Origin of the sequence: Actinobacillus genomosp. 1 (genome assembly GCF_029774175.1) — a bacterium.
GTDB lineage: Bacteria > Pseudomonadota > Gammaproteobacteria > Enterobacterales > Pasteurellaceae > Actinobacillus.
Genome location: NZ_CP103834.1, coordinates 2,212,414 through 2,232,028, shown reverse-complemented (window position 1 = coordinate 2,232,028; position 19,615 = coordinate 2,212,414). Strand labels below are relative to the sequence as shown.

Here is a 19,615-nt window from a genome sequence, read left to right as displayed (position 1 = left end):
AATAAACCGCACTTTAAAGATTAAGATAGATTATTTATAAACCGCTTCTTTCGTGTGGAATCCATCTTTAATCACGGTACTGTCAATATTGTCTTTGGTAACAATGATTGGATCTAACAGATAAGAATTCACTTCTTTCACGCCGTTGTTTAATTTGGCGTTAGATTCTAAAGTTTCGCCTTTACCCAAACTAACCGCAATTGAAGCGGCTTTATCCGCTAAATTCGTAATCGGTTTATATACCGTCATGGTTTGCGTACCTTCTACGATACGTTTAATCGCAGCAATGTCCGCATCTTGACCGGAAATAGCCACTTTGCCCGCTAAACCTTGCGCACTTAACGCTTGAATTGCACCGCCTGCGGTCGCATCGTTCGAAGCGACAACCGCATCAATATTATTTTTATTCGCAGTTAAGGCGTTTTCCATAATTTGTAGTGCTTTTTCAGCTAACCAAGAATCAACCCATTGGTCGCCCACCACTTTGATTTTGCCGCTGTCAATATGCGGTTGTAATACTTTCATTTGACCTTTACGGAATAGTTTCGCATTGTTATCCACCGGCGAACCGCCCATTAAGAAATAATTACCTTCCGGTTTTTTCTCAACGATACTTTGCGCTTGTAACTCACCGACTTTTTCATTATCAAACGATACGTAGAAATCCAAATCCGCATTGTTGATTAAACGGTCGTAAGCTAACACTTTTACGCCTTCTTTTTTCGCTTCGGAAATTACGTTACTTAATACATCACCGTTATGCGGAATAATCACTAATACGTCTACGTTTTTATTCAACATATTTTCAATTTGTGAAACTTGTGCCGCATCATCGCCATTTGCTGATTGAACTAATACTTTCGCCCCTAAAGCCTCCGCTTTTTTCACAAAAATATCACGGTCTTTTTGCCATCTTTCTAAACGTAAATCATCAATGGACATACCGATGGTTAAATCTTTAGCTAACGCTGAACCTGACATTACGGTTAATGCTGCAGCGATAGATAAAATCAGACTTTTCATTTTCATAATGACACCTCATAGGGTTGGTTTAACAAAGTTTGAGCATGATTGCTCTAGCGATAGTTTGCGGTGGATAATTTATCGCTGCAATTACAAAATATTTTAACGCTATTACGTTTTTTCACTTTTGTGATCACCACCACAATAACCAATAATCAAAACCAAAAAACTAAATAACATAATTGAACCGCTTTTTAATTTTCATCATTATGCTCTCGTTTTCAAAATCCATTGATTCACAGGAGAATTAATTATGTCTAACTATTTCGATAAAATTGAAAAAGTAAAATATGAAGGTGCTAGCTCAACCAATCCTTTTGCTTTTAAACATTACAATCCGAACGAAGTGATTTTAGGCAAAACTATGGCGGAGCATTTACGTTTAGCGGTGTGTTATTGGCATACTTTCTGCTGGACGGGGAATGATATGTTCGGCGTAGGTTCTTTAGATCGCAGTTGGCAAAAAACCGGCGGTTTACTCGAAGGCGCAAAACAAAAAGCGGAAATCGCCTTTGAATTCTTCCAAAAATTAGGGATTCCTTACTACTGCTTCCACGATGTGGACATTGCGCCGGAAGGTAATTCATATAAAGAATACGTACATAATTTCCATACCATGGTGGATATCCTTGAGAAAAAACAAGCGGAAACCGGCGTGAAATTATTATGGGGTACGGCGAACTGCTTTACTAACCCGCGTTATATGTCCGGCGCATCAACCAATCCGAATCCGGAAGTATTCTCTTGGGCGGCATCACAAGTATTTAACGCAATGAATGCAACCAAACGCTTAGGCGGCGAAAACTATGTGTTATGGGGTGGTCGTGAAGGTTATGAAACCTTATTAAATACCGATTTAAAACGTGAACGTGAACAAATCGGTCGCTTTATGCAAATGGTGGTGGAACATAAACATAAAATCGGCTTTAACGGTACATTATTAATCGAGCCGAAACCGCAAGAACCGACTAAACACCAATATGATTATGACGTGGCAACCGTTTACGGCTTCTTAAAACAATTCGGTTTAGAAAAAGAAATCAAAGTAAATATTGAAGCAAACCACGCAACCTTAGCCGGTCATACTTTCCAACACGAAATCGCAACTGCGGCAGCATTAGATATCTTCGGTTCGATTGATGCTAACCGTGGTGATCCGCAATTAGGTTGGGATACTGACCAATTCCCGAACAGCGTAGAAGAAAATACGCTTGTGATGTATGAAATCTTAAAAGCAGGTGGCTTTACTACTGGTGGTTTCAACTTCGATGCAAAAATCCGCCGCCAAAGTACCGACCCGTATGATTTATTCCACGGTCATATCGGAGCGATTGACGTGCTTGCGCTTTCATTAAAACGTGCGGCGAAAATGATTGAAGACCAAACCTTACAAGGTATTGTTGTTCAACGTTACGCAGGCTGGAATGGCGATTTAGGTCAGCAAATTCTTGCAGGTAAAGCAAGCCTTGAAGATTTAGCAAAAATCGTTGAAAGCAAAGCGCTTGATCCGAAACCGGTTTCAGGTCAGCAAGAATACTTAGAAAATTTAGTGAATAATTATATTTATCGTTAATCAATACAAGCGGTCAAATTTTGCAAAAAATTTGCAAGATCTGACCGCTTATTGTTTAAGGAGGCTTTATGTATATCGGAATTGATTTAGGCACCTCAGGCGTTAAAGTCGTTTTACTCAATGAATCTCAAGAAATCATCGCAACCACCCATCAATCTTTACCTATTTCGCGTCCTCATCCGCTTTGGTCGGAACAAAATCCGGAAGACTGGTGGCACGCAACCAATTTAGCTATGCTCGCTTTGGCACAACAGCAAGATTTAACCGCAGTTAAAACGATTGGCTTGACCGGTCAAATGCACGGTGCGACTTTATTAGATAAGCATGACCAAGTATTGAGTCCGGCAATTTTGTGGAATGACGGACGTAGCTTTGCGGAATGCGCCGAATTGGAATCATTAGTGCCGAATAGCCGTGAAATTACCGGTAATCTGATGATGCCGGGCTTTACCGCACCGAAATTAAAATGGGTAGATAAACATCAGCCACAAATCGCCGAACAAATGGATAAAGTCTTACTGCCGAAAGATTATTTACGTTTACGTATGACCGGTGAATATGCTTCTGATATGTCTGATGCTTCCGGCACAATGTGGCTGGATGTCGGTAAAAGAGAGTGGAATCAGGCGTTATTAAATGCGTGCGGACTTGATGTTAGTAATATGCCTAAACTGTTTGAAGGCAACCAAGTTACCGGCTATTTACGTCCTGAATTAGCTAAAAACTGGAAGTTAAATACCGTTCCGGTAATTGCCGGTGGCGGCGATAATGCAGCCGGTGCAATCGGTATCGGGCTTTACCAAGCCGGACAAGCGATGTTATCGCTCGGTACGTCAGGGGTATATTTTGTCGTAACCGATAAATTTAGTGCCAATCCGCAAAAAGCGGTACACAGTTTCTGCCACGCGTTACCGGATCGTTGGCATTTGATGTCAGTGATGCTCAGTGCTGCATCAGCGGTTGATTTTGCTCAAAAAGTTACCGGTATTAGCGATATTAAAACGCTATTCCAACAAGTCGAAAATTGTAACCAAGCGAGTGATGCGATTTTCCTACCTTATTTATCCGGTGAACGTACACCGCATAATGACCCTTATGCCAAAGGCGTATTTTGGGGCTTAACCCATAACGATAACCCGATTACCATGGCAAGAGCCGCAGTAGAAGGGGTCAGTTTTGCGTTAGCGGACGGCATTGACGTGTTACACGAAACCGGTGTGAAAGCGGATAATATCGCCCTGATCGGTGGCGGAGCAAAAAGTGCTTATTGGCGTCAATTATTAGCGGATATTACCGGTAGAACCTTTGAATATCGTACAGGCGGTGATGTTGGCCCGGCTTTAGGGGCAGCGAAATTGGCTCAGATTGCCTTAAATCCTAATGAAGATATTGCTAATTTCTGTCAGCCGTTACCGCTTGAAGCGGTTTACCAACCGAATCGCAGCAAGTTTGCCGAATACCAAGACAAGCGGTCAAAATTTGCTGAAATTTATCAAAGATTAAAAGGTCTTTAATGCTCGGAAAGCAAGCCCGTTCATCACGAACGGGCTTTTTTGTCCGTTTTATTCAAAAATCTTACAAAAATTTATTTTACGCCCTTGATCATTTCATTTTCATCCCTATTTATTGTTTCGTCTGAACGGGAACGTTGAACGTCCCGTTTCTTTTTTAAAAATACTTGCAAGAAAATTTCAAATTTAGCCTTGAAAAGTTGTGAAAGAACACCATCTTGTGGGTAACGTTACGAAAACGTAATCAAACAAATTTATATTCAGAGGAATTTTTAAAATGGGTAAAATCATTGGTATTGACTTAGGTACAACAAACTCTTGTGTAGCGGTAATGGACGGTGACAAAGCACGTGTAATCGAGAATGCGGAAGGCGCACGTACAACTCCGTCAATCATTGCTTATACGGATAACGAAACTTTAGTTGGTCAGCCGGCAAAACGTCAGGCGATTACAAACCCGAAAAATACATTATTTGCAATCAAACGTTTAATCGGTCGTCGTTTTGAAAGCGAAGAAGTACAACGTGATATTAAAATTATGCCTTTCGAAATCACACGTGCTGACAACGGCGATGCGTGGGTAAACGTAAAAGGCGACAAATTAGCACCACCGCAAATTTCAGCAGAAGTGTTGAAAAAAATGAAAAAAACAGCGGAAGATTTCCTTGGTGAAGCGGTAACTGAAGCGGTTATCACTGTACCGGCATACTTTAACGATGCTCAACGTCAAGCGACAATCGATGCAGGTCGTATCGCAGGTTTAGATGTTAAACGTATCATCAACGAACCGACAGCGGCAGCGTTAGCATTCGGTTTAGGTTCAACTAAAGAAAACCAAGTGATCGCAGTTTACGACTTAGGTGGTGGTACATTCGATATCTCAATCATCGAAATCGATAACTTCGACGGCGAACAAACATTTGAAGTATTAGCAACCGGCGGTAACACTCACTTAGGTGGTGAAGACTTCGATAACCGTGTAATTGATTACATCATTGATGAGTTCAAGAAAGAACAAGGCGTTGATTTACGCAACGACCCAATGGCATTACAACGTGTGAAAGAAGCGGCGGAAAAAGCGAAAATCGAACTTTCTTCAGCACAATCTACCGAAGTAAATCTTCCGTATATCACAGCGGATGCGACAGGTCCTAAACACTTAGCAATCAACGTAACCCGTGCGAAATTAGAAGCGTTAGTAGAAGATTTAGTTGCAAGCTCAATTGAGTCACTTAAAACCGTATTAAAAGACGCAGGTAAATCAGTGAATGAAATCAACGACATTATCCTCGTTGGTGGTCAAACTCGTATGCCGTTAGTACAACAAAAAGTAGCTGAATTCTTCGGTAAAGAAGCACGTAAAGACGTGAACCCGGATGAAGCGGTAGCAATCGGTGCTGCGGTTCAAGGCGGTGTATTAAAAGGTGATGTAAAAGACGTTCTTTTATTAGACGTTACGCCATTATCTTTAGGTATCGAAACCATGGGTGGCGTGATGACTGTGTTAATTGAGAAAAACACTACGATTCCAACTAAGAAATCACAAGTGTTCTCAACCGCAGAAGACAATCAATCAGCGGTAACCATCCATGTATTACAAGGTGAACGTAAACAAGCGTCTGCGAACAAATCTTTAGGTCAATTCAACCTTGAAGGTATTAACCCGGCACCACGTGGTATGCCGCAAATCGAAGTTACTTTCGATATCGATGCGAACGGTGTAATTAACGTATCTGCGAAAGATAAAAACACAGGTAAAGAACAACAAATTCGTATCCAAGCGTCTTCAGGTTTATCTGACGAAGAAATCGAACAAATGGTTCGTGATGCGGAAGCAAACGCAGAAGCGGATAAAAAATTCGAAGAGTTAGTTCAAGCACGTAACCAAGCGGACGGTATCGCACACGCAACTCGTAAACAAACCGAAGAAGCTGGTAATGCGTTAAACGCTGATGATAAAGCGAAAATCGAAACGGCTATCGCAGATTTAGAAAAAGCGGCTAAAGGCGATGATAAAGCGGAAATCGATGCGAAAACTGAAGCGTTAATTAAAGCATCTGAACCGTTAATGCAAGCGGCTCAAGCGAAAGCACAAGCAGGCGAACAACCGCAACAATCTGCAAAAGATGACGGTGTAGTGGATGCAGAGTTTGAAGAAGTGAAAGATAAATAAGGTGTATATATGGAATATGTACTAATAAACTATCAAGGTTCTAAATATAAAATTTCCATAGAAAATTTTGAGTGTGATTTAGTCGATAGTGATGAAAGACAAATGGGAGCCGAGAATTGTTATAAATTTTATAACGATGAGTACGGTATAAGCAGATACTTATATGAATATCCTATTGGTTGCTTTAATGATAGCTCAGAATGGGAATGTGACTCTGATACTGAAATTTTAGAAGATACTATAAATTATTCGTCTTTCTTCATTGCTCAAGATTGAGTTGGTTAATTATAGCTTAAGGGCGTGGCAACACGCCCTTTTGGTGTATATAACAACTCACTCTCTCCCCTGAGGGAGAGAGACAGCAAGAAATTGTGAAAGACAATTTCTTGCAGAGAGAGGGGAAACAGGCGGTTATATTTCGCAAATTTTTTACAAAATACATCCGCTTCCCCCTCTCCCTGATTTTCTTCTAAACGAAGAAAATCTTTCCCTCTCCCACAAGGGGCGAGGGTGGTGATTTTATCTATCCGATAACGCCCGTCTGTGACGAGCGCTATCCAATCAGCTAGTTACAAGCGGTCAAATTTCCGTAAAATTTTACAAACGAAACACTATGGCAAAAAAAGATTACTACGAAGTCCTTGGCTTACAGAAAGGGGCGAGTGAGAACGAGATTAAACGTGCTTATAAACGTTTAGCATCAAAACACCACCCGGATAAAAACCAAGGCAGTAAAGACGCAGAAGAAAAATTTAAAGAAATCAACGAAGCCTATGAAGTGTTAGGCGATGCTGAAAAACGTGCCGCATACGATCAATACGGTCACGCTGCTTTTGAACAAGGCGGTGGTGCCGGCGGATTTGGCGGTGGCTTCGGCGGAGGCGGTTTCGGTGGCTTTGAAGACATCTTTAGCGAAATGTTCGGTGGCGGTTTTGGCTGCGGTGGACGTCGTAATCGTGTCGTACGTGGCGATGATTTACGTTACGACATTGAAATCTCGTTGGAAGAAGCGGTTAAAGGCTGCAAAAAAGATATTCGTATCTCAACGCTTGCCGAATGTGATACTTGCCACGGTTCAGGTGCGGAAAAAGGTTCGAAAGTGGAAACCTGTTCGCACTGTCACGGTTCGGGCAGAATCCGCCGTCAGCAAGGTTTCTTTGTGACGGAAGCGGTTTGTCCGAGCTGTCACGGAAGCGGTAAGAAAATTGAAAAACCTTGCAAATCTTGCCATGGTGACGGACGTGTTCAGAAAGCGAAAAACTTATCGGTAACCATTCCGGCTGGTGTGGACACCGGTAACCAACTGCGCTTATCCGGCGAAGGTGCGGCAGGCGAGAACGGTGCGCCGGCAGGTGATTTATACGTCGTAATTCACGTTCGTGAGCACGATATTTTTGAGCGTGACGGTTCAAATCTTTACTGCGAAGTGCCAATCAGTTTTACGATGGCGGCATTAGGCGGTGAGATTGAAGTACCGACACTTGACGGTAAATTAAAACTGAAAATTCCGGCGGAAACCCAAACCGGCAAATTATTCCGTGTTAGAGGTAAAGGTGTGGCAAGCCCACGCGGCGGTTATGCAGGCGATTTAATTTGCAAAGTAGTGGTAGAAACACCGGTTGCATTAAATGACGAGCAAAAAGACTTATTACGTAAACTGGAAGAAAGTTTAGCCGGCAAAAGTAAACATCGTCCGCAACAAGAAAGTTTTTTAGATAGCGTGAAAAACTTCTTCTCAAATTTGGGTAAACACTAAACATTAAAAAGGCTTAGCGAATTTGCTAAGCCTTTTGCTTTATCTACAGTGGTAAAATTTAGTGTTTTTCTGACCGCTTGCAGATGGAGATTTAATAGTATTTTACCGGGAATTGTTTTTGGATTTGCTCAATACTTTCCACTTTTTCATAACCCGCTAATGTAACCGCATCTTCCGCTTTCGCTTTAGAGCCTAACGCTTGGCTGATAAATGAAAAGCCTTGCTGCTCAATCACAGTGTGTTTATAAAAATCCACAATATCTTGCTGGGTAAGTTGTTTCACCGCTTCGATCATTTTCGCACGTTGGTTAAATTGATCATTACGGCGATTAAAGTCAAACGTGAATTGAGAAAACTCTTGGTTTAACGATTCCGGTTTACGTTGTAATTTCTCGATTAAACTCTCACGATATTTCACAAATTCCTGCTCCGATAAAGCGGTCAATTTTGTTAAACTTTCTGCAAAAAAGCGTTGGTTATGCTGCATAATGCCCGCCGGTGTCGTATTCGGGCTTTGAACCATAAAACGCATACCGGCAGTTTTACCCAATTTGGTATTAGTTGCCGACACCACATAACCGAGCTGTTTCTCGGTACGTAAATCGTCAAAATACCAACGCCCGATAATATCTCGTAATAAATTCGCTCTGGCAGAACCGGCTAATTCATCATAACCTTTAGCAAGGTAAGTAATACTTAATGCATTATCTTCATGCGGCACGTTTTTGATGTAATTTAATTTGCGGATACTGTCATTTAAATCTAAATAACGCCCTCTACCCCGTTCCGTTTCGCTGTTTTTAACAATAGCGTTAATCTCGCTTGCCAAGTTTTCCACTTGTTTATCCGTAAGATTACCGACCGATAAAATACTCACTCCGGTCGATTTTTCTAAAAGTTTATCTCGAATCGATTTTACATCGCTCAGCGTCATCTCGTTTAACGCTTTACGCTGTTTGTCTTCTTCAAAATACGGATAAGCGGCAAAATTGCTAATCGCCGCATTTGCTTGAGCAAGACTGCTTGCTTTACTTAAACCGTCTAACGCTTCAAATGCTCTCTGTTTTGCCTGCGCTAAAACCGCTTCGCTTAATTCAAAGGTTTTAAATTGTGTTAGCGTATCGCCGATTAATTTCGCTAAATGTTGGGTATAACCCGCCGCTTCAATCGAAATCCCGTTCGGATAAGGACTTACCCCCGCTTGCATCCCTGCTACCGCCGTTTGGAAAGCTAATTTCGTTTGCGCCAGATTATTCATATAACCTAACAAAGTCGCACTGACCGCCTCTGTTAAATCGTCACTTTTCGGCATAATGGATAAGCTGACGGAAACGATAGCTTTCGGATCTTGAGCAAAATACTGGCTTGGCATCGCATAAATCGCTTTTCCTTCATTGCTGACTAAGGCTTTCGGTACTTTACGTTCGTCGGTCTGTTTAATCAGTGAGAAATCGGTTGCAAAGTAAGGATTCAGTTCCGGTAATTTAAGCGACGGATTGTGACTAAAATCCAACCATTGTGTTTTCTCGACATCACTAAATTTTCTAACGCTATAACCGGCTTCAAAATACGGTGTTTTTTTATCGGTTTTCGCTTGCTCGGACACAACTAAAATGCGTGCGTTATCTAATGTCATTGCCGCCAATTTGGCTTTAATTGCCTCACTGTCCATCGCACCGACCACATAAGCCGAGTCTAAAATATGCTCGACCGGATAGTGCAACATTTGCTCTGCCAACGCTTCAATATAATTGCCGTTTTTCTCTACTTGCAGATGTTGGAAATCCTGCTTTAAGCTCTCACGCACTTCATTGAAATAGCTTTCTTGGATGCCGTCTTTTTTCACTTGTTCGATTTGCTGAAAAATCAACGAAATCACTTTATCTTGTTCCGACAGCCCTTTATCAGTTAATGCGACATAAAAGGTAAAATCGCCTCGATTTCGGCTGACATTCGCACTCGGCACGGCTGCAATACCGCTATCGGATAAGCCTTGTTTTATCAAATAATCGGAAAGCGTTCCTTCGGTATTATTGCTAAAGACATAAGCTAAATATTCGCCGGTTTTATGCGCGAATTTGTCCTCGTCATTCGGCATATCAAATGAAACGGACAGTAATTTAGTCGGTTGAACCGGTTTATACTCGATCAACACGCCTTTATCTTCCGCACGGAAGAACGGCATATCCACCGTCGGTACGTTCAGATTTTTATTCTGCATTTTACCTAAAGTACGTTCGGCTAAAGCGGCTAATTGCTCGACGGATTGATTGGAATACAACACCGCTTTAACTAGGTTGGCGGAATAATAACGCTGATAAAATTGTTCCAATTCCGCTTGTAATTTACTGTTCTCTTTATCCGATAAAGTTTGATTATTGCCGACCGCAAACTTGGTAATCAGGTGAGCCGGATTAGCGGTAGCTAAATTCACGCTATGCAATAGATGCCCGTCACTCGATTTAGCTCGTACCATTTCGGCATTTACTGCATTCACTTCTTTCTTCGCATTGCTTTCCGATAACAACGGTTGAGCAAACGCATCCGCCAAACGAGCGACCGCTTCGTCAAACGCATTATTATTTACCTCCAAATAATAAGCGGTTCGATCCGAAGTGGTCGAAGCATTATTGTAGCCGCCGTTTTTCGTCAAGAACTGATCTAAACTGTTAGTTTCGGGGAACTGTTTTGATCCCATTAAGATCATATGTTCCAAATAGTGTGCTAAACCTTGTTGCTGTTGCGGATCCTCCATTGAGCCGATAGGCAAAGCTAACGACATTAACGATTTATTCGCTTTTTCATCGGAAATCAGTAACACCGTCATACCGTTTTGCAAACGAATCGCTTGATAAATCGCCTTATCGTTAGGACTTTTATTAATAGTTTGCGCTAAAACATCAAAACCGGTTACTTTTATCGGCAACATTTTTTGTTCACCGGAAGCGGTCTGATTTTGAGGATTATTTGCAAAAGTCGGCAACGCTATCCCCAACGCAAAAGTGACGGATAATGCGTAGCTGATGGCACGAGAAATCATATTCTTTCTCATTTCTTCTCCTTAATTTTGGTTTTTGTCGGTTTACTTTGTTGCATTAATTCAAACCATTCCAAGGTTGTAGTATGAATTTCGGCATAATCCAATTGTGAACTTTGTTGTAATATACGTTTCAAGTATCTCCCCTCAAAATACGTCTGATTCATTAATGCGGATAATTGTTGCTGACAATATTCTTCATCGGTTTGTTCCTCAGGCTGCTTTTCAAAATAATTATCCAAACCTTCCCAAATTCCGAAGGTTAATTTTCTAAAAGCGGCTAAATAAGCGACTACATAAGTATGTAATTGCGAACGAGCTTGCTCCGCACTAATTGGATTAAATTGGAAGATTTCCGCTCCGTCTTTATTCCGTGTAATTGCCTTCAGATCTATATTCAAGTCTTGAGCTTTAATGGCTAAATAAAAAATCCATAAACGGATATAATCCTTATCTTTTAAGCTACTTACTTTCCAAAACACAATTTCATTGGCAAATTTATTTTGGATATTACCGAATAAACGAATTTTCAACTGATTCACTTCGAATAATTGTTCGATTTCTACGATTTCGCTTTCACCTAAATAAGGCTTAATAAGCTCTCGTAATTCATTGATCGAATCTTCCAACGCTTGTTGAGAAACTTTAGCAAAATTAGAAATCGGCAAATTACCTTTTAATTGCTCTTGCTTAAAAAATGCCTCTCGTTCTTCCGGTTCCAATATCACTAAATGATCACGCAGTTGATACTCATCCAAATTATTAAGCGAGAATTTCTCGCTCTCTTCGATACTTTCTTCATCGTGACGGAAATAAACGCCTAACTGATGATTAAAGAAGTACTTAATCGGATTACTCACAAATGCAATTAAATCTTCAAGATTAATTTCCGTCGGCACTTCGCCTTTTAAATTAAACGTATCACTGAGAAAATCCGCTAACGGCGTATGCTGTTGCTCCAAGAGCCACTCTTTATCATAAGAACCGTATTCCGGCGTAAAGTTCTTAGGACTAAAGACGGTAAGCAGTTGTTTTACTAACATTTTTTGTAAAAATAATTGCTCGGAAAACCGTTCCTTTTCGCTAACCTCTAAACGAGCCTGCTCGGTTAAATGTTCCGCCAGATAATCTAAGAGTTGTGAAACCAATACGGACGGTAATCGCTGTTTATTGTCCGTTACCGATTGCCCGATATAGCTAAGATAAAAAATCTCTTGTGCCGACAACAACGCTTCTAAAAACAAATAGCGATCGTCATCTCGTCTAGCTCGGTCGCCTCGTTTCGGGGCGTATTGCATTAAATCAAAACTATTGACCGAATGTTGGCGTGGAAAATCCGCCTCATTCATACCAAGTAAACAAACCACTTTAAACGGAATGGCGCGCATTGGTAATAAGGTACAGAAATTCACCTTACCGGCTAAAAAATGCAGACTGTTTTGTTGCTGATTAAGTTTGTCTTCAAGCAATAAACGAATAATCTCAATCCCGATACTTTCGCTAAAATGCGCCTGCTCGACTTTATTTACGACCTCATCTAGCGTAGTATTTAACAATAGCATTGCATCCAAACTTTCAGGCGATTCTTGGTAAAACTCACTAATCAACTGTTGAATGCGAATTTTCCAGTCGGTAATCGTATGATCTTGCTGTATAAACTCATGCCAAGCGGTCAAATTTTCGATAAATTTCGCTAAAAAGCCGACTAATGTCGCCGACAAGCCGTAGCTCTCGTTAAATGCAATACTGTCCTGCCAAATACCCGACTCTTCTCTTAAACTGGTACCAAGCAATAAGCGAGTTAAACCGTTTTCCCACGCATTATGATTTTGCCACTCGTCTTGTTGGATATTCAGTCCGAAACGAATCCCGACCCGATTAATCCAATGGCGTAACGTTTGCAGATCCTGTTCTTGTAAGTTAAAACGTGTTCGAAGCGCATTCACGTCTAAGAGATCCAGTAACGATTCCGCATTAAAATTGCTTTCTTTTAAATTCAAAAGCGTTAAAAAACCGGCAATAATCGGATCAACTACGGTCACTTTTTGGTCGGAAAGGGTAAAGGGGATATAACGTTTATCGCCTTTTTCATAGCGAGCAAACACCGCATTAATATAAGGCGCATATTTATCAATATCCGCCGACATCACGATAATATCTTTAGGCGTAAGGGTCGGGTTCCGCTCAAACATTTGTAGTAATTGATTATGTAGCACCTCAACTTCTCGCATTACACTGTGACAGGCGTGAATTTGAATTGATTTATCCTCGTTTGCAAGTACGAATTGTTGCTCATTATTAAAATTTAAAATGGCGTTTTTTAGCTTAATTAGATTCGAATCACCCTCGTATTCATCAAACACTTCTATCGTATTATCCGGTTCTTGCTCGACTAATTGTGCGAGAAATTCACGTCCCTGCTTACCCCACATCGTGAGTAATTGATTACCTTGTTCGGCTAACAACGCCTCAAGATCCTGCGGTGAAAGTTGCTGCTTAAGGGCAAGTTTTTCGAGCGTTTTATCTTCAACACTATCCGCCCAATATTCTCGACTCGGATCTAAAAAGAATAGGTAAATATCACAATGTTCGCTAAGTTTTTTCAATACCGCCAACTGTGTCGCCGGTAATGAAGAAATACCGAAGACAAAGATACGCTTCGGTAATTTTGCTTGTTCTGACTCGGTTAAATTATCCAGTTTATCGAAATACTGTTGTTGCAAATAAGCACGATGGGAAGTCATAAAAACTTTTTCATCGCTATCCGCCTTAATATCTTCAATCAATGCGTTCCATAGCGCCGCTTGCCAACGCAAGTTGGCTAAAATATCTTGTTCATTTTTCTCGTTAAAAACGATGGCAGCCAAAATTTCATTTAATACCGCTTCAATCTGATGACTCTCCCAATGCACTAACCAATGCGGACGATAAACCAAATATTGGTCAAAAAGATCGGCAATTTTGCCGGCTAATTGATACAATTTTAATTGATACTGACGGGCGTCTTTATTCAGATAGAGATTAAGCGATTCAAACTCCGCCTGTCCTAAATAATTAGGGATCAAGCGCATTAAACGCCAAGTTACGCTTTCTCTTTCAAAAATATTCTCTTTCGGCAATTCGGGAAACAACACGCGATATTGTTGCCATAAAAAACTGGTTGGAAACGGAAATTGATAATGAGCGGCGACACCGGCTTGATCAGCTATTTGCATTTGCAACCACTGCGCCATACCGACGCTTTGCACCAGGACGGTTTCGGGCTCAAACGGGTTAGGATTAGGATCATTTTGTTGTAAACGGATAAGTAAAGCGGCTAAAGATGAAAGTTTTTGCGAGAAAAAGACCGTGAACATAGAAACTCCTTGTATAACGCAACGATTGTCCTCTAAAAACCTAACGGATTCAATCTCTTTCCTTTACCGGTAAGCGGTCGTTTTTTCCTCATTTTTGCAACATTTCATTCAAAAATAACCGCTTGCCCAAGCGGAAAATTAACTTGAATTTTGCCCGTCCCGCATTCGACACGAAAAGTCATACCATTTTGTATTACTTGCTTCTCACAAGGTTTGCCGGCTAATTTCAGTGTAATCTGATTGTCTATAATCTGTAAGGCTTGCAGACGTTGATAGTTCGCATTAATACGTTCAATCTGTCGTTGCTGCCAATCGGAGAAACTAAACCAAATCAGCATAAATAACGCCAAACCGATTAATACGCTGAATAAGGTTTCCGCCGTATATAACTTATTTTGCATTTAATAAATTCCTTGAATACGGCAAAAAATGCCAAGCCGAATATTGTTCGTCAAAATACTTAACCACTTCGCGACGATACGTAATGTATCTGTTATTTTTATTCTCCTCCTGTGAGGTATAAAGTACGCCATACATTTTTGCGCCGTTTTTTAAATTAAAACGATGCTGTGTAATCAAAATACCGTAGAAATCCCGAGGTAATTTCTCATCAATATCTTGTAATAAAATCACAATTTTCGGTTCGGCTAGGCTAGTCGGTGGAAGGTCGGCTAACGCCTTTACTTGCATAATAGGTATAGTTTCATCCAACCTTAAATAATCGGAAATCCGTTCAAAAATGACTGTTTTTTTACTCGGCGGTTGACCGATAAAAAAAGGTAATTTCTCGCAATAGAATTGATAAACGGAATACGGTAATGCGATATGAATTTCACTATGCTTTACTTTCTGACACTGCTGTTCCGAAGATAACGTAGTATGGTTAATCAAAGCAATTTTATCGGTTAAATATTGCTGATAATCATGAATGGAATGATGTTCGTAACTAATAAACTTTTCTCTGGATAAAAAGATCAGCGTCAAAATACTTGAAAGAGAAATTAATCCGACGAATAGAATCGTCGCTTTAAATTGATAGTAGCGCATTTTACCTTCTTAATGATTTAAAATATAAACCAAACCGCTTACTTCATAACTTAGCGACTTTTGTTTTTTCGCACGCAGTTTTAAATCAATATGCAATAATTTCCGTTCCACCAACCATTCAAAATGCAACCGTTCAACCGAATAATCGTCTTCGGAAGCCAATCTTCGCCATTTCTCACGACAAGCGTTTAATAATTGCCCGCATTCTGGGTAAGAACAATGATCCAAATTATTTTTGTCGTAAATATAAAGCGATCTATTTTCCAGCTTAATACCGAACACTTCCTTTGCCAGATCTTTTGTTTGGTTAGTGTATCGATTAAAACAATGAGCATATTTTGTTGCGCGCTTTCCTAAGCAGCCGTCGTGATTTAAATCATAAAAAAAGATAAAACATTGCCCGTTGAGATCGATTGCATAACGTTTATTATCTCTCTCAAATAAATGGAAATTGGTTTGCTGTCGAGCATATCCTTGATAGCCCAAGTGCTGAATATGCTGTTGTAAATAAGTTAAGAGTTGATGGCTTTCTTTCTGTAGCATCAGCAATTCATTTTGTTTGACTTTATTTTGGTAGAATTGCGCATATAAGTTAGATATCGCCCATAACAATCCGACAGATAGTAATAAAGCCACCAACATTTCAATCATCGTTATTGCTTTAAATTTAAGATTTACAACGGCTACGCTTGTCTTTCGGTATGACATAAATTCGTCCCCATTGGTCAAATTGTAAAATTTTACTTGCTTGGTTTAGGCTTAATGCCAAACATTTCGACTCTAAACGCCCCGCCGTTCCGTCAATATTTATCAACGACTTCGGATATAAACTTTTATTCTTAAGTACGATATGTTGGTGTGTATTGCGATAAAGCAGAAAATGCCGAGTTAAACGACATTGTTGCAAATTCAAACAATCACAAACGATTTCTTGGCTTGAACCGGTTTGTTTTTGTATTGCAATCAAACACCAATTGTTAGTTTGTAGGTTTTGGGAAGCGGTCAGCGTATAACTCTGTTTTTGATAACGGGCTTTAGCTTGAATTTGGTAAATAAAAGATTGGATATTTTCAATTTCATTATTTAAGGCGATATTGTCTTGTAATTGAAAAATGACCGGTGAAATAAGATAAAACGAAATGATGAGAATAGATAGCGTGATTAAACTTTCGATAAGCGTAAAGGCTTTAAAAAACATAATAGTATTCTCCCGAAGAAGAATACTATTAGATAAGCGTCATAAATAAAATTCGTTATTGTGAATTATTCGATCCTGATCGCAAAATTAGAAAGCGGAAGTATCTTGGAATAAGCCGACTTTTAAATCGGTTGCGGTATAAATTACTCGACCGTCCACTTCCACTTCACCGTCCGCCATACCCATAACCAGCTTACGATTAATTACTCGTTTCATATGAATACGGTAAGTCACTTTTTTAGCTGTCGGTAGAATTTGACCGGTAAATTTCACCTCGCCTACACCTAATGCACGACCTTTACCTTTTCCGCCGACCCAACCAAGGAAGAACCCGACTAATTGCCACATTGCATCCAAACCTAAACAACCCGGCATAACCGGATCACCGATAAAATGGCAACCGAAAAACGGTAAATCCGGATGAATATCCAATTCCGCTTCAATATAACCTTTATCAAATAAGCCGCCGTTTTCGGTCATTAAATTAATGCGATCCATCATTAACATGGTCGGTGCCGGTAATTGCGGCCCTTCTTTGCCGAAAAGTTCACCACGACCTGAAGCTAACAAATCTTCGTAAGTATAGCTAGATTTAATATTAGGTGTACACGTGTTCATTTTTTTATTCCTATAGACCAACAAAAAAAGCCCGTACTATCAGGGCTTCCGATTTGAAGCGATAGTACAGGATTTTAAATCAGCGAACAAGTGTTAGCTGAGGTTATCGGATCAGTGACGGCGCAAAAATTGGTAAATTCTACTGAAAATCGAACCGCTATCCTCTCGTGCTTGTTCTTGTTCAATCTGTTGGTGGATAAGGCTAAAGATCGCTTTTTTCTCACTATTTTGCGGTTTGTCTTCATCATAAAAATGCCGATTTAACAAAATTTGAATGGCTTCAAATACATTACCGACCGCCCAAATATTGAACTGTTTTGCTTTAACCGCTTCAATTACTTCCGCTTTTAAACTTAAGTGCGAAAGACAAGTCACAGGAATGATCACTCCTTGTTTGCCATTTAATTCTCTGGCATCACAAATATCGAAGAAACCTTCGATCTTCTGATTCACACCACCGACACTTAATACATTACCGAATTGATCGATAGAACCGGTGACCGCAATCGACTGTGGCAACGGTAATTTAGCCAATGCACTGATTAATACACAGAAAATTGCGAGTGATGAACTATCGCCGTCCACCTCGCCGTAAGATTGCTCGAATGCAAGCGAAGCGGAAAACGGTAATTGGGTCGGAAATTCCAATAAATTGGCTAAACAGGATTGCGCAATAATAATCCCTTTGGAATGAATGTTACCGCCTAATTCCACTTTTCGTTCAATATCGGTAATCTCGCCGTCACCGTATTGCACATTACAACTAATTCGTAACGGTTCTCCGAAAGAATGCGGTACGCCTTCAAATTCAATCACCGATAAACCGTTTATTTGCCCGATTTCTTCATCATCGGTTTCAATATATAACTGATTGGTCAAAATATCTTGCGTGGTATATTTATTTAATACGGAAGATTGCTGTTCCAAATAATTAAAATATTGTTGAACTTGATTAAAAGCGGTTGTATTCGGATAAAAATTTGCAAGTCCTAATAAATGTTTTTTTAATAACGTCGGCGAAATCGAAACCAGTTCCTGACTCTCACTTTCACGAACATAGGCTTGCAAAAACTGGCTTAATGCGGTATCGGAAAAAGTTCTACCGATTAAACTTTGCGCCGTACTCTGAACATAATCGCCCCACAGTTCGATGCTTTCTTCATCTAAACTTAAATAGGATTCAATTTCGGCATATTGCCCGAACTGATATAAACTGTCGTCATATTCCGCCAATAAAGAAATATCTTCTCGACTGCCGATTAACACTAACTTAAATTGCGTTTTAATCTTCGGTAATAAATAAGGAATATGATTAGCCGAATGTTGATCATAATAACCGAATAATAATGCCTGTTTTAATTTATCCCATTGGGTAATGTCCAATAATAATGCGTTGATATTCAGCATTAATATTTGCTGATCGGCATCTTGAATCGCCCCTTGAATCGTTTCGACTTTATTTTCTTTCTCCAAATAGATACTGTAACCGAATAAATTATTTTTATTAAATTCGGTTTTTGTAATCACTTTGGTGTGAGCGTCTTGGGTTAAATATTGCTCGATTTCATTAATAAATTCGGGGAAGGTTTCTGTTTTTAACACAAGTAGCGAACCGAACTGTCCTCGTTTAAACAGATCGATTGCTTGCTTTGCATTGGGTTGAAAATCAAAGAAACGTACCGCATCAAATTCTTCGGAAAATTGATGCCGAATCGTTAAAGATTGCCACGCTAATGGGGTTAAATTCACGAAAATGCCTCATAATAGAAATTTGGTTTATTATACAGAATTCCGCTATACTGATAAGCGTTAATCTAGGGGAATCAAATAAAAATGCGATATCAAAAATTAGAGATTCAAGAAGCGAATTGGAAATGGAAATATCTGCTGAAAAAGCACCGTGAAGGCGAAAATATTACCAAATACGAAGAAACTAGTTTGATTGAGTTAAAAGTCCAACTTTTAACCACGCTTCAACATTCTCCGGAAGAAATCGAACTGTGGATTAAGCAGGAAATGACCACAGAACAACGTAAAAAAATGCGTCAGTCCGTGCGTGCAAGACGGAAACGTTATTTTAATGCGGAAAAAATTACCACTAAGAAAAAGTCGATTGATTTGGAATATGCCAGCTGGTTGCGCTTATCCAAATATGCTAAAGAAAAAGAGATGACACTTTCGGAGGCGGTCAATTATTTAATGGACGAATTGGAAAACCAACAAATCTATCACGAGCAAATGGCGAAGATGAAATCCAGCCTAAAAGATTTGTTAAAATAAGCGGTCGAATTTAGTGAAAAATCAACAAAAATGCCCTTGTATA

General features: G+C 39.9%; 15 protein-coding genes. 6 read left to right on the top strand and 9 right to left on the bottom strand.

All coding sequences use genetic code 11. The features are described from left to right. Window positions 1-30: 30 nt before the first annotated feature. Window positions 31-1,029: a D-xylose ABC transporter substrate-binding protein gene (gene xylF, locus NYR63_RS10570; RefSeq protein ID WP_279457465.1), complete on the bottom strand. Its 999-nt coding sequence runs from the start codon at window positions 1,027-1,029 to the stop codon at window positions 31-33. A 247-nt stretch (window positions 1,030-1,276) separates the two neighbouring features. On the opposite strand from xylF, the gene xylA reads away from it, so the two are divergent. The 5 genes from xylA to dnaJ all read left to right on the top strand — a co-directional run bounded on the left by xylA (window position 1,277) and on the right by dnaJ (window position 8,036). Next, the gene (xylA, locus tag NYR63_RS10565) at window positions 1,277-2,596 is read left to right on the top strand and encodes a xylose isomerase (RefSeq protein WP_279457464.1); all 1,320 of its coding nucleotides are present in this window, start codon (window positions 1,277-1,279) and stop codon (window positions 2,594-2,596) included. A gap of 68 nt (window positions 2,597-2,664) precedes the next feature. Further along, window positions 2,665-4,110: a xylulokinase gene (gene xylB, locus NYR63_RS10560; protein ID WP_279457463.1), complete on the top strand. Its 1,446-nt coding sequence runs from the start codon at window positions 2,665-2,667 to the stop codon at window positions 4,108-4,110. Window positions 4,111-4,384: 274 nt separating this feature from the next. Next, on the top strand, window positions 4,385-6,280 hold the full coding sequence (gene dnaK, locus NYR63_RS10555; protein WP_279457462.1) for a molecular chaperone DnaK: 1,896 nt from the start codon (window positions 4,385-4,387) through the stop codon (window positions 6,278-6,280). A gap of 9 nt (window positions 6,281-6,289) precedes the next feature. Then, complete coding sequence (locus NYR63_RS10550) at window positions 6,290-6,556, top strand: hypothetical protein (RefSeq protein WP_279457461.1); 267 nt, start codon at window positions 6,290-6,292, stop codon at window positions 6,554-6,556. Window positions 6,557-6,893: 337 nt separating this feature from the next. Continuing rightward, the gene (dnaJ, locus tag NYR63_RS10545; protein ID WP_279457460.1) at window positions 6,894-8,036 is read left to right on the top strand and encodes a molecular chaperone DnaJ; all 1,143 of its coding nucleotides are present in this window, start codon (window positions 6,894-6,896) and stop codon (window positions 8,034-8,036) included. 91 nt (window positions 8,037-8,127) lie between these two features. On the opposite strand, the gene ptrA is transcribed toward dnaJ, so the two are convergent. The 8 genes from ptrA to NYR63_RS10505 form a co-directional block, all read right to left on the bottom strand. Beyond that, a complete protein-coding gene (ptrA, locus tag NYR63_RS10540) occupies window positions 8,128-11,088 on the bottom strand; it encodes a pitrilysin (protein ID WP_279457459.1) in 2,961 nt (986 codons plus the stop codon). After that, window positions 11,085-14,429: an exodeoxyribonuclease V subunit gamma gene (gene recC, locus NYR63_RS10535; protein WP_279457458.1), complete on the bottom strand. Its 3,345-nt coding sequence runs from the start codon at window positions 14,427-14,429 to the stop codon at window positions 11,085-11,087. Before recC ends, ptrA begins: the two co-directional genes overlap by 4 nt. Window positions 14,430-14,533: 104 nt before the next feature. Then, window positions 14,534-14,830: a DUF5374 domain-containing protein gene (locus NYR63_RS10530; RefSeq protein ID WP_279457457.1), complete on the bottom strand. Its 297-nt coding sequence runs from the start codon at window positions 14,828-14,830 to the stop codon at window positions 14,534-14,536. Next, window positions 14,820-15,476 carry a DUF2572 domain-containing protein gene (locus tag NYR63_RS10525; RefSeq protein WP_279457456.1) on the bottom strand — a complete coding sequence of 219 codons (657 nt, stop codon included), beginning with the start codon at window positions 15,474-15,476 and terminating at the stop codon, window positions 14,820-14,822. Before NYR63_RS10525 ends, NYR63_RS10530 begins: the two co-directional genes overlap by 11 nt. A 9-nt stretch (window positions 15,477-15,485) precedes the next feature. After that, a complete protein-coding gene (locus NYR63_RS10520) occupies window positions 15,486-16,118 on the bottom strand; it encodes a hypothetical protein (protein WP_279458556.1) in 633 nt (210 codons plus the stop codon). A gap of 25 nt (window positions 16,119-16,143) precedes the next feature. Next, a complete protein-coding gene (locus NYR63_RS10515; protein ID WP_279457455.1) occupies window positions 16,144-16,674 on the bottom strand; it encodes a pilus assembly FimT family protein in 531 nt (176 codons plus the stop codon). Window positions 16,675-16,761: 87 nt separating this feature from the next. Beyond that, window positions 16,762-17,292, bottom strand: a complete 531-nt coding sequence (gene fabA / locus NYR63_RS10510; protein WP_279457454.1) for a bifunctional 3-hydroxydecanoyl-ACP dehydratase/trans-2-decenoyl-ACP isomerase — start codon at window positions 17,290-17,292, stop codon at window positions 16,762-16,764. A gap of 111 nt (window positions 17,293-17,403) precedes the next feature. After that, the gene (locus NYR63_RS10505; protein ID WP_279457453.1) at window positions 17,404-19,041 is read right to left on the bottom strand and encodes an AAA family ATPase; all 1,638 of its coding nucleotides are present in this window, start codon (window positions 19,039-19,041) and stop codon (window positions 17,404-17,406) included. 84 nt (window positions 19,042-19,125) lie between these two features. Between NYR63_RS10505 and matP the strand changes: the two genes are divergently transcribed. Then, window positions 19,126-19,572 carry a macrodomain Ter protein MatP gene (gene matP, locus NYR63_RS10500; protein ID WP_279457452.1) on the top strand — a complete coding sequence of 149 codons (447 nt, stop codon included), beginning with the start codon at window positions 19,126-19,128 and terminating at the stop codon, window positions 19,570-19,572. Window positions 19,573-19,615 lie beyond the last annotated feature (43 nt).

Excerpts from the sequence above, each read along its gene's own strand:
- NYR63_RS10530 (WP_279457457.1), bottom strand. The coding sequence starts at position 14,830 with ATGCAAAATAAGTTATATACGGCGGAAACCTTATTCAGCGTATTAATC.
- recC (WP_279457458.1), bottom strand. The coding sequence starts at position 14,429 with ATGTTCACGGTCTTTTTCTCGCAAAAACTTTCATCTTTAGCCGCTTTA.
- NYR63_RS10550 (WP_279457461.1), top strand. The coding sequence starts at position 6,290 with ATGGAATATGTACTAATAAACTATCAAGGTTCTAAATATAAAATTTCC.
- NYR63_RS10515 (WP_279457455.1), bottom strand. The coding sequence starts at position 16,674 with ATGTTTTTTAAAGCCTTTACGCTTATCGAAAGTTTAATCACGCTATCT.
- xylA (WP_279457464.1), top strand. The coding sequence starts at position 1,277 with ATGTCTAACTATTTCGATAAAATTGAAAAAGTAAAATATGAAGGTGCT.
- matP (WP_279457452.1), top strand. The coding sequence starts at position 19,126 with ATGCGATATCAAAAATTAGAGATTCAAGAAGCGAATTGGAAATGGAAA.
- dnaK (WP_279457462.1), top strand. The coding sequence starts at position 4,385 with ATGGGTAAAATCATTGGTATTGACTTAGGTACAACAAACTCTTGTGTA.
- dnaJ (WP_279457460.1), top strand. The coding sequence starts at position 6,894 with ATGGCAAAAAAAGATTACTACGAAGTCCTTGGCTTACAGAAAGGGGCG.
- NYR63_RS10525 (WP_279457456.1), bottom strand. The coding sequence starts at position 15,476 with ATGCGCTACTATCAATTTAAAGCGACGATTCTATTCGTCGGATTAATT.
- ptrA (WP_279457459.1), bottom strand. The coding sequence starts at position 11,088 with ATGAGAAAGAATATGATTTCTCGTGCCATCAGCTACGCATTATCCGTC.
- fabA (WP_279457454.1), bottom strand. The coding sequence starts at position 17,292 with ATGAACACGTGTACACCTAATATTAAATCTAGCTATACTTACGAAGAT.
- xylF (WP_279457465.1), bottom strand. The coding sequence starts at position 1,029 with ATGAAAATGAAAAGTCTGATTTTATCTATCGCTGCAGCATTAACCGTA.
- xylB (WP_279457463.1), top strand. The coding sequence starts at position 2,665 with ATGTATATCGGAATTGATTTAGGCACCTCAGGCGTTAAAGTCGTTTTA.
- NYR63_RS10520 (WP_279458556.1), bottom strand. The coding sequence starts at position 16,118 with ATGTTGGTGGCTTTATTACTATCTGTCGGATTGTTATGGGCGATATCT.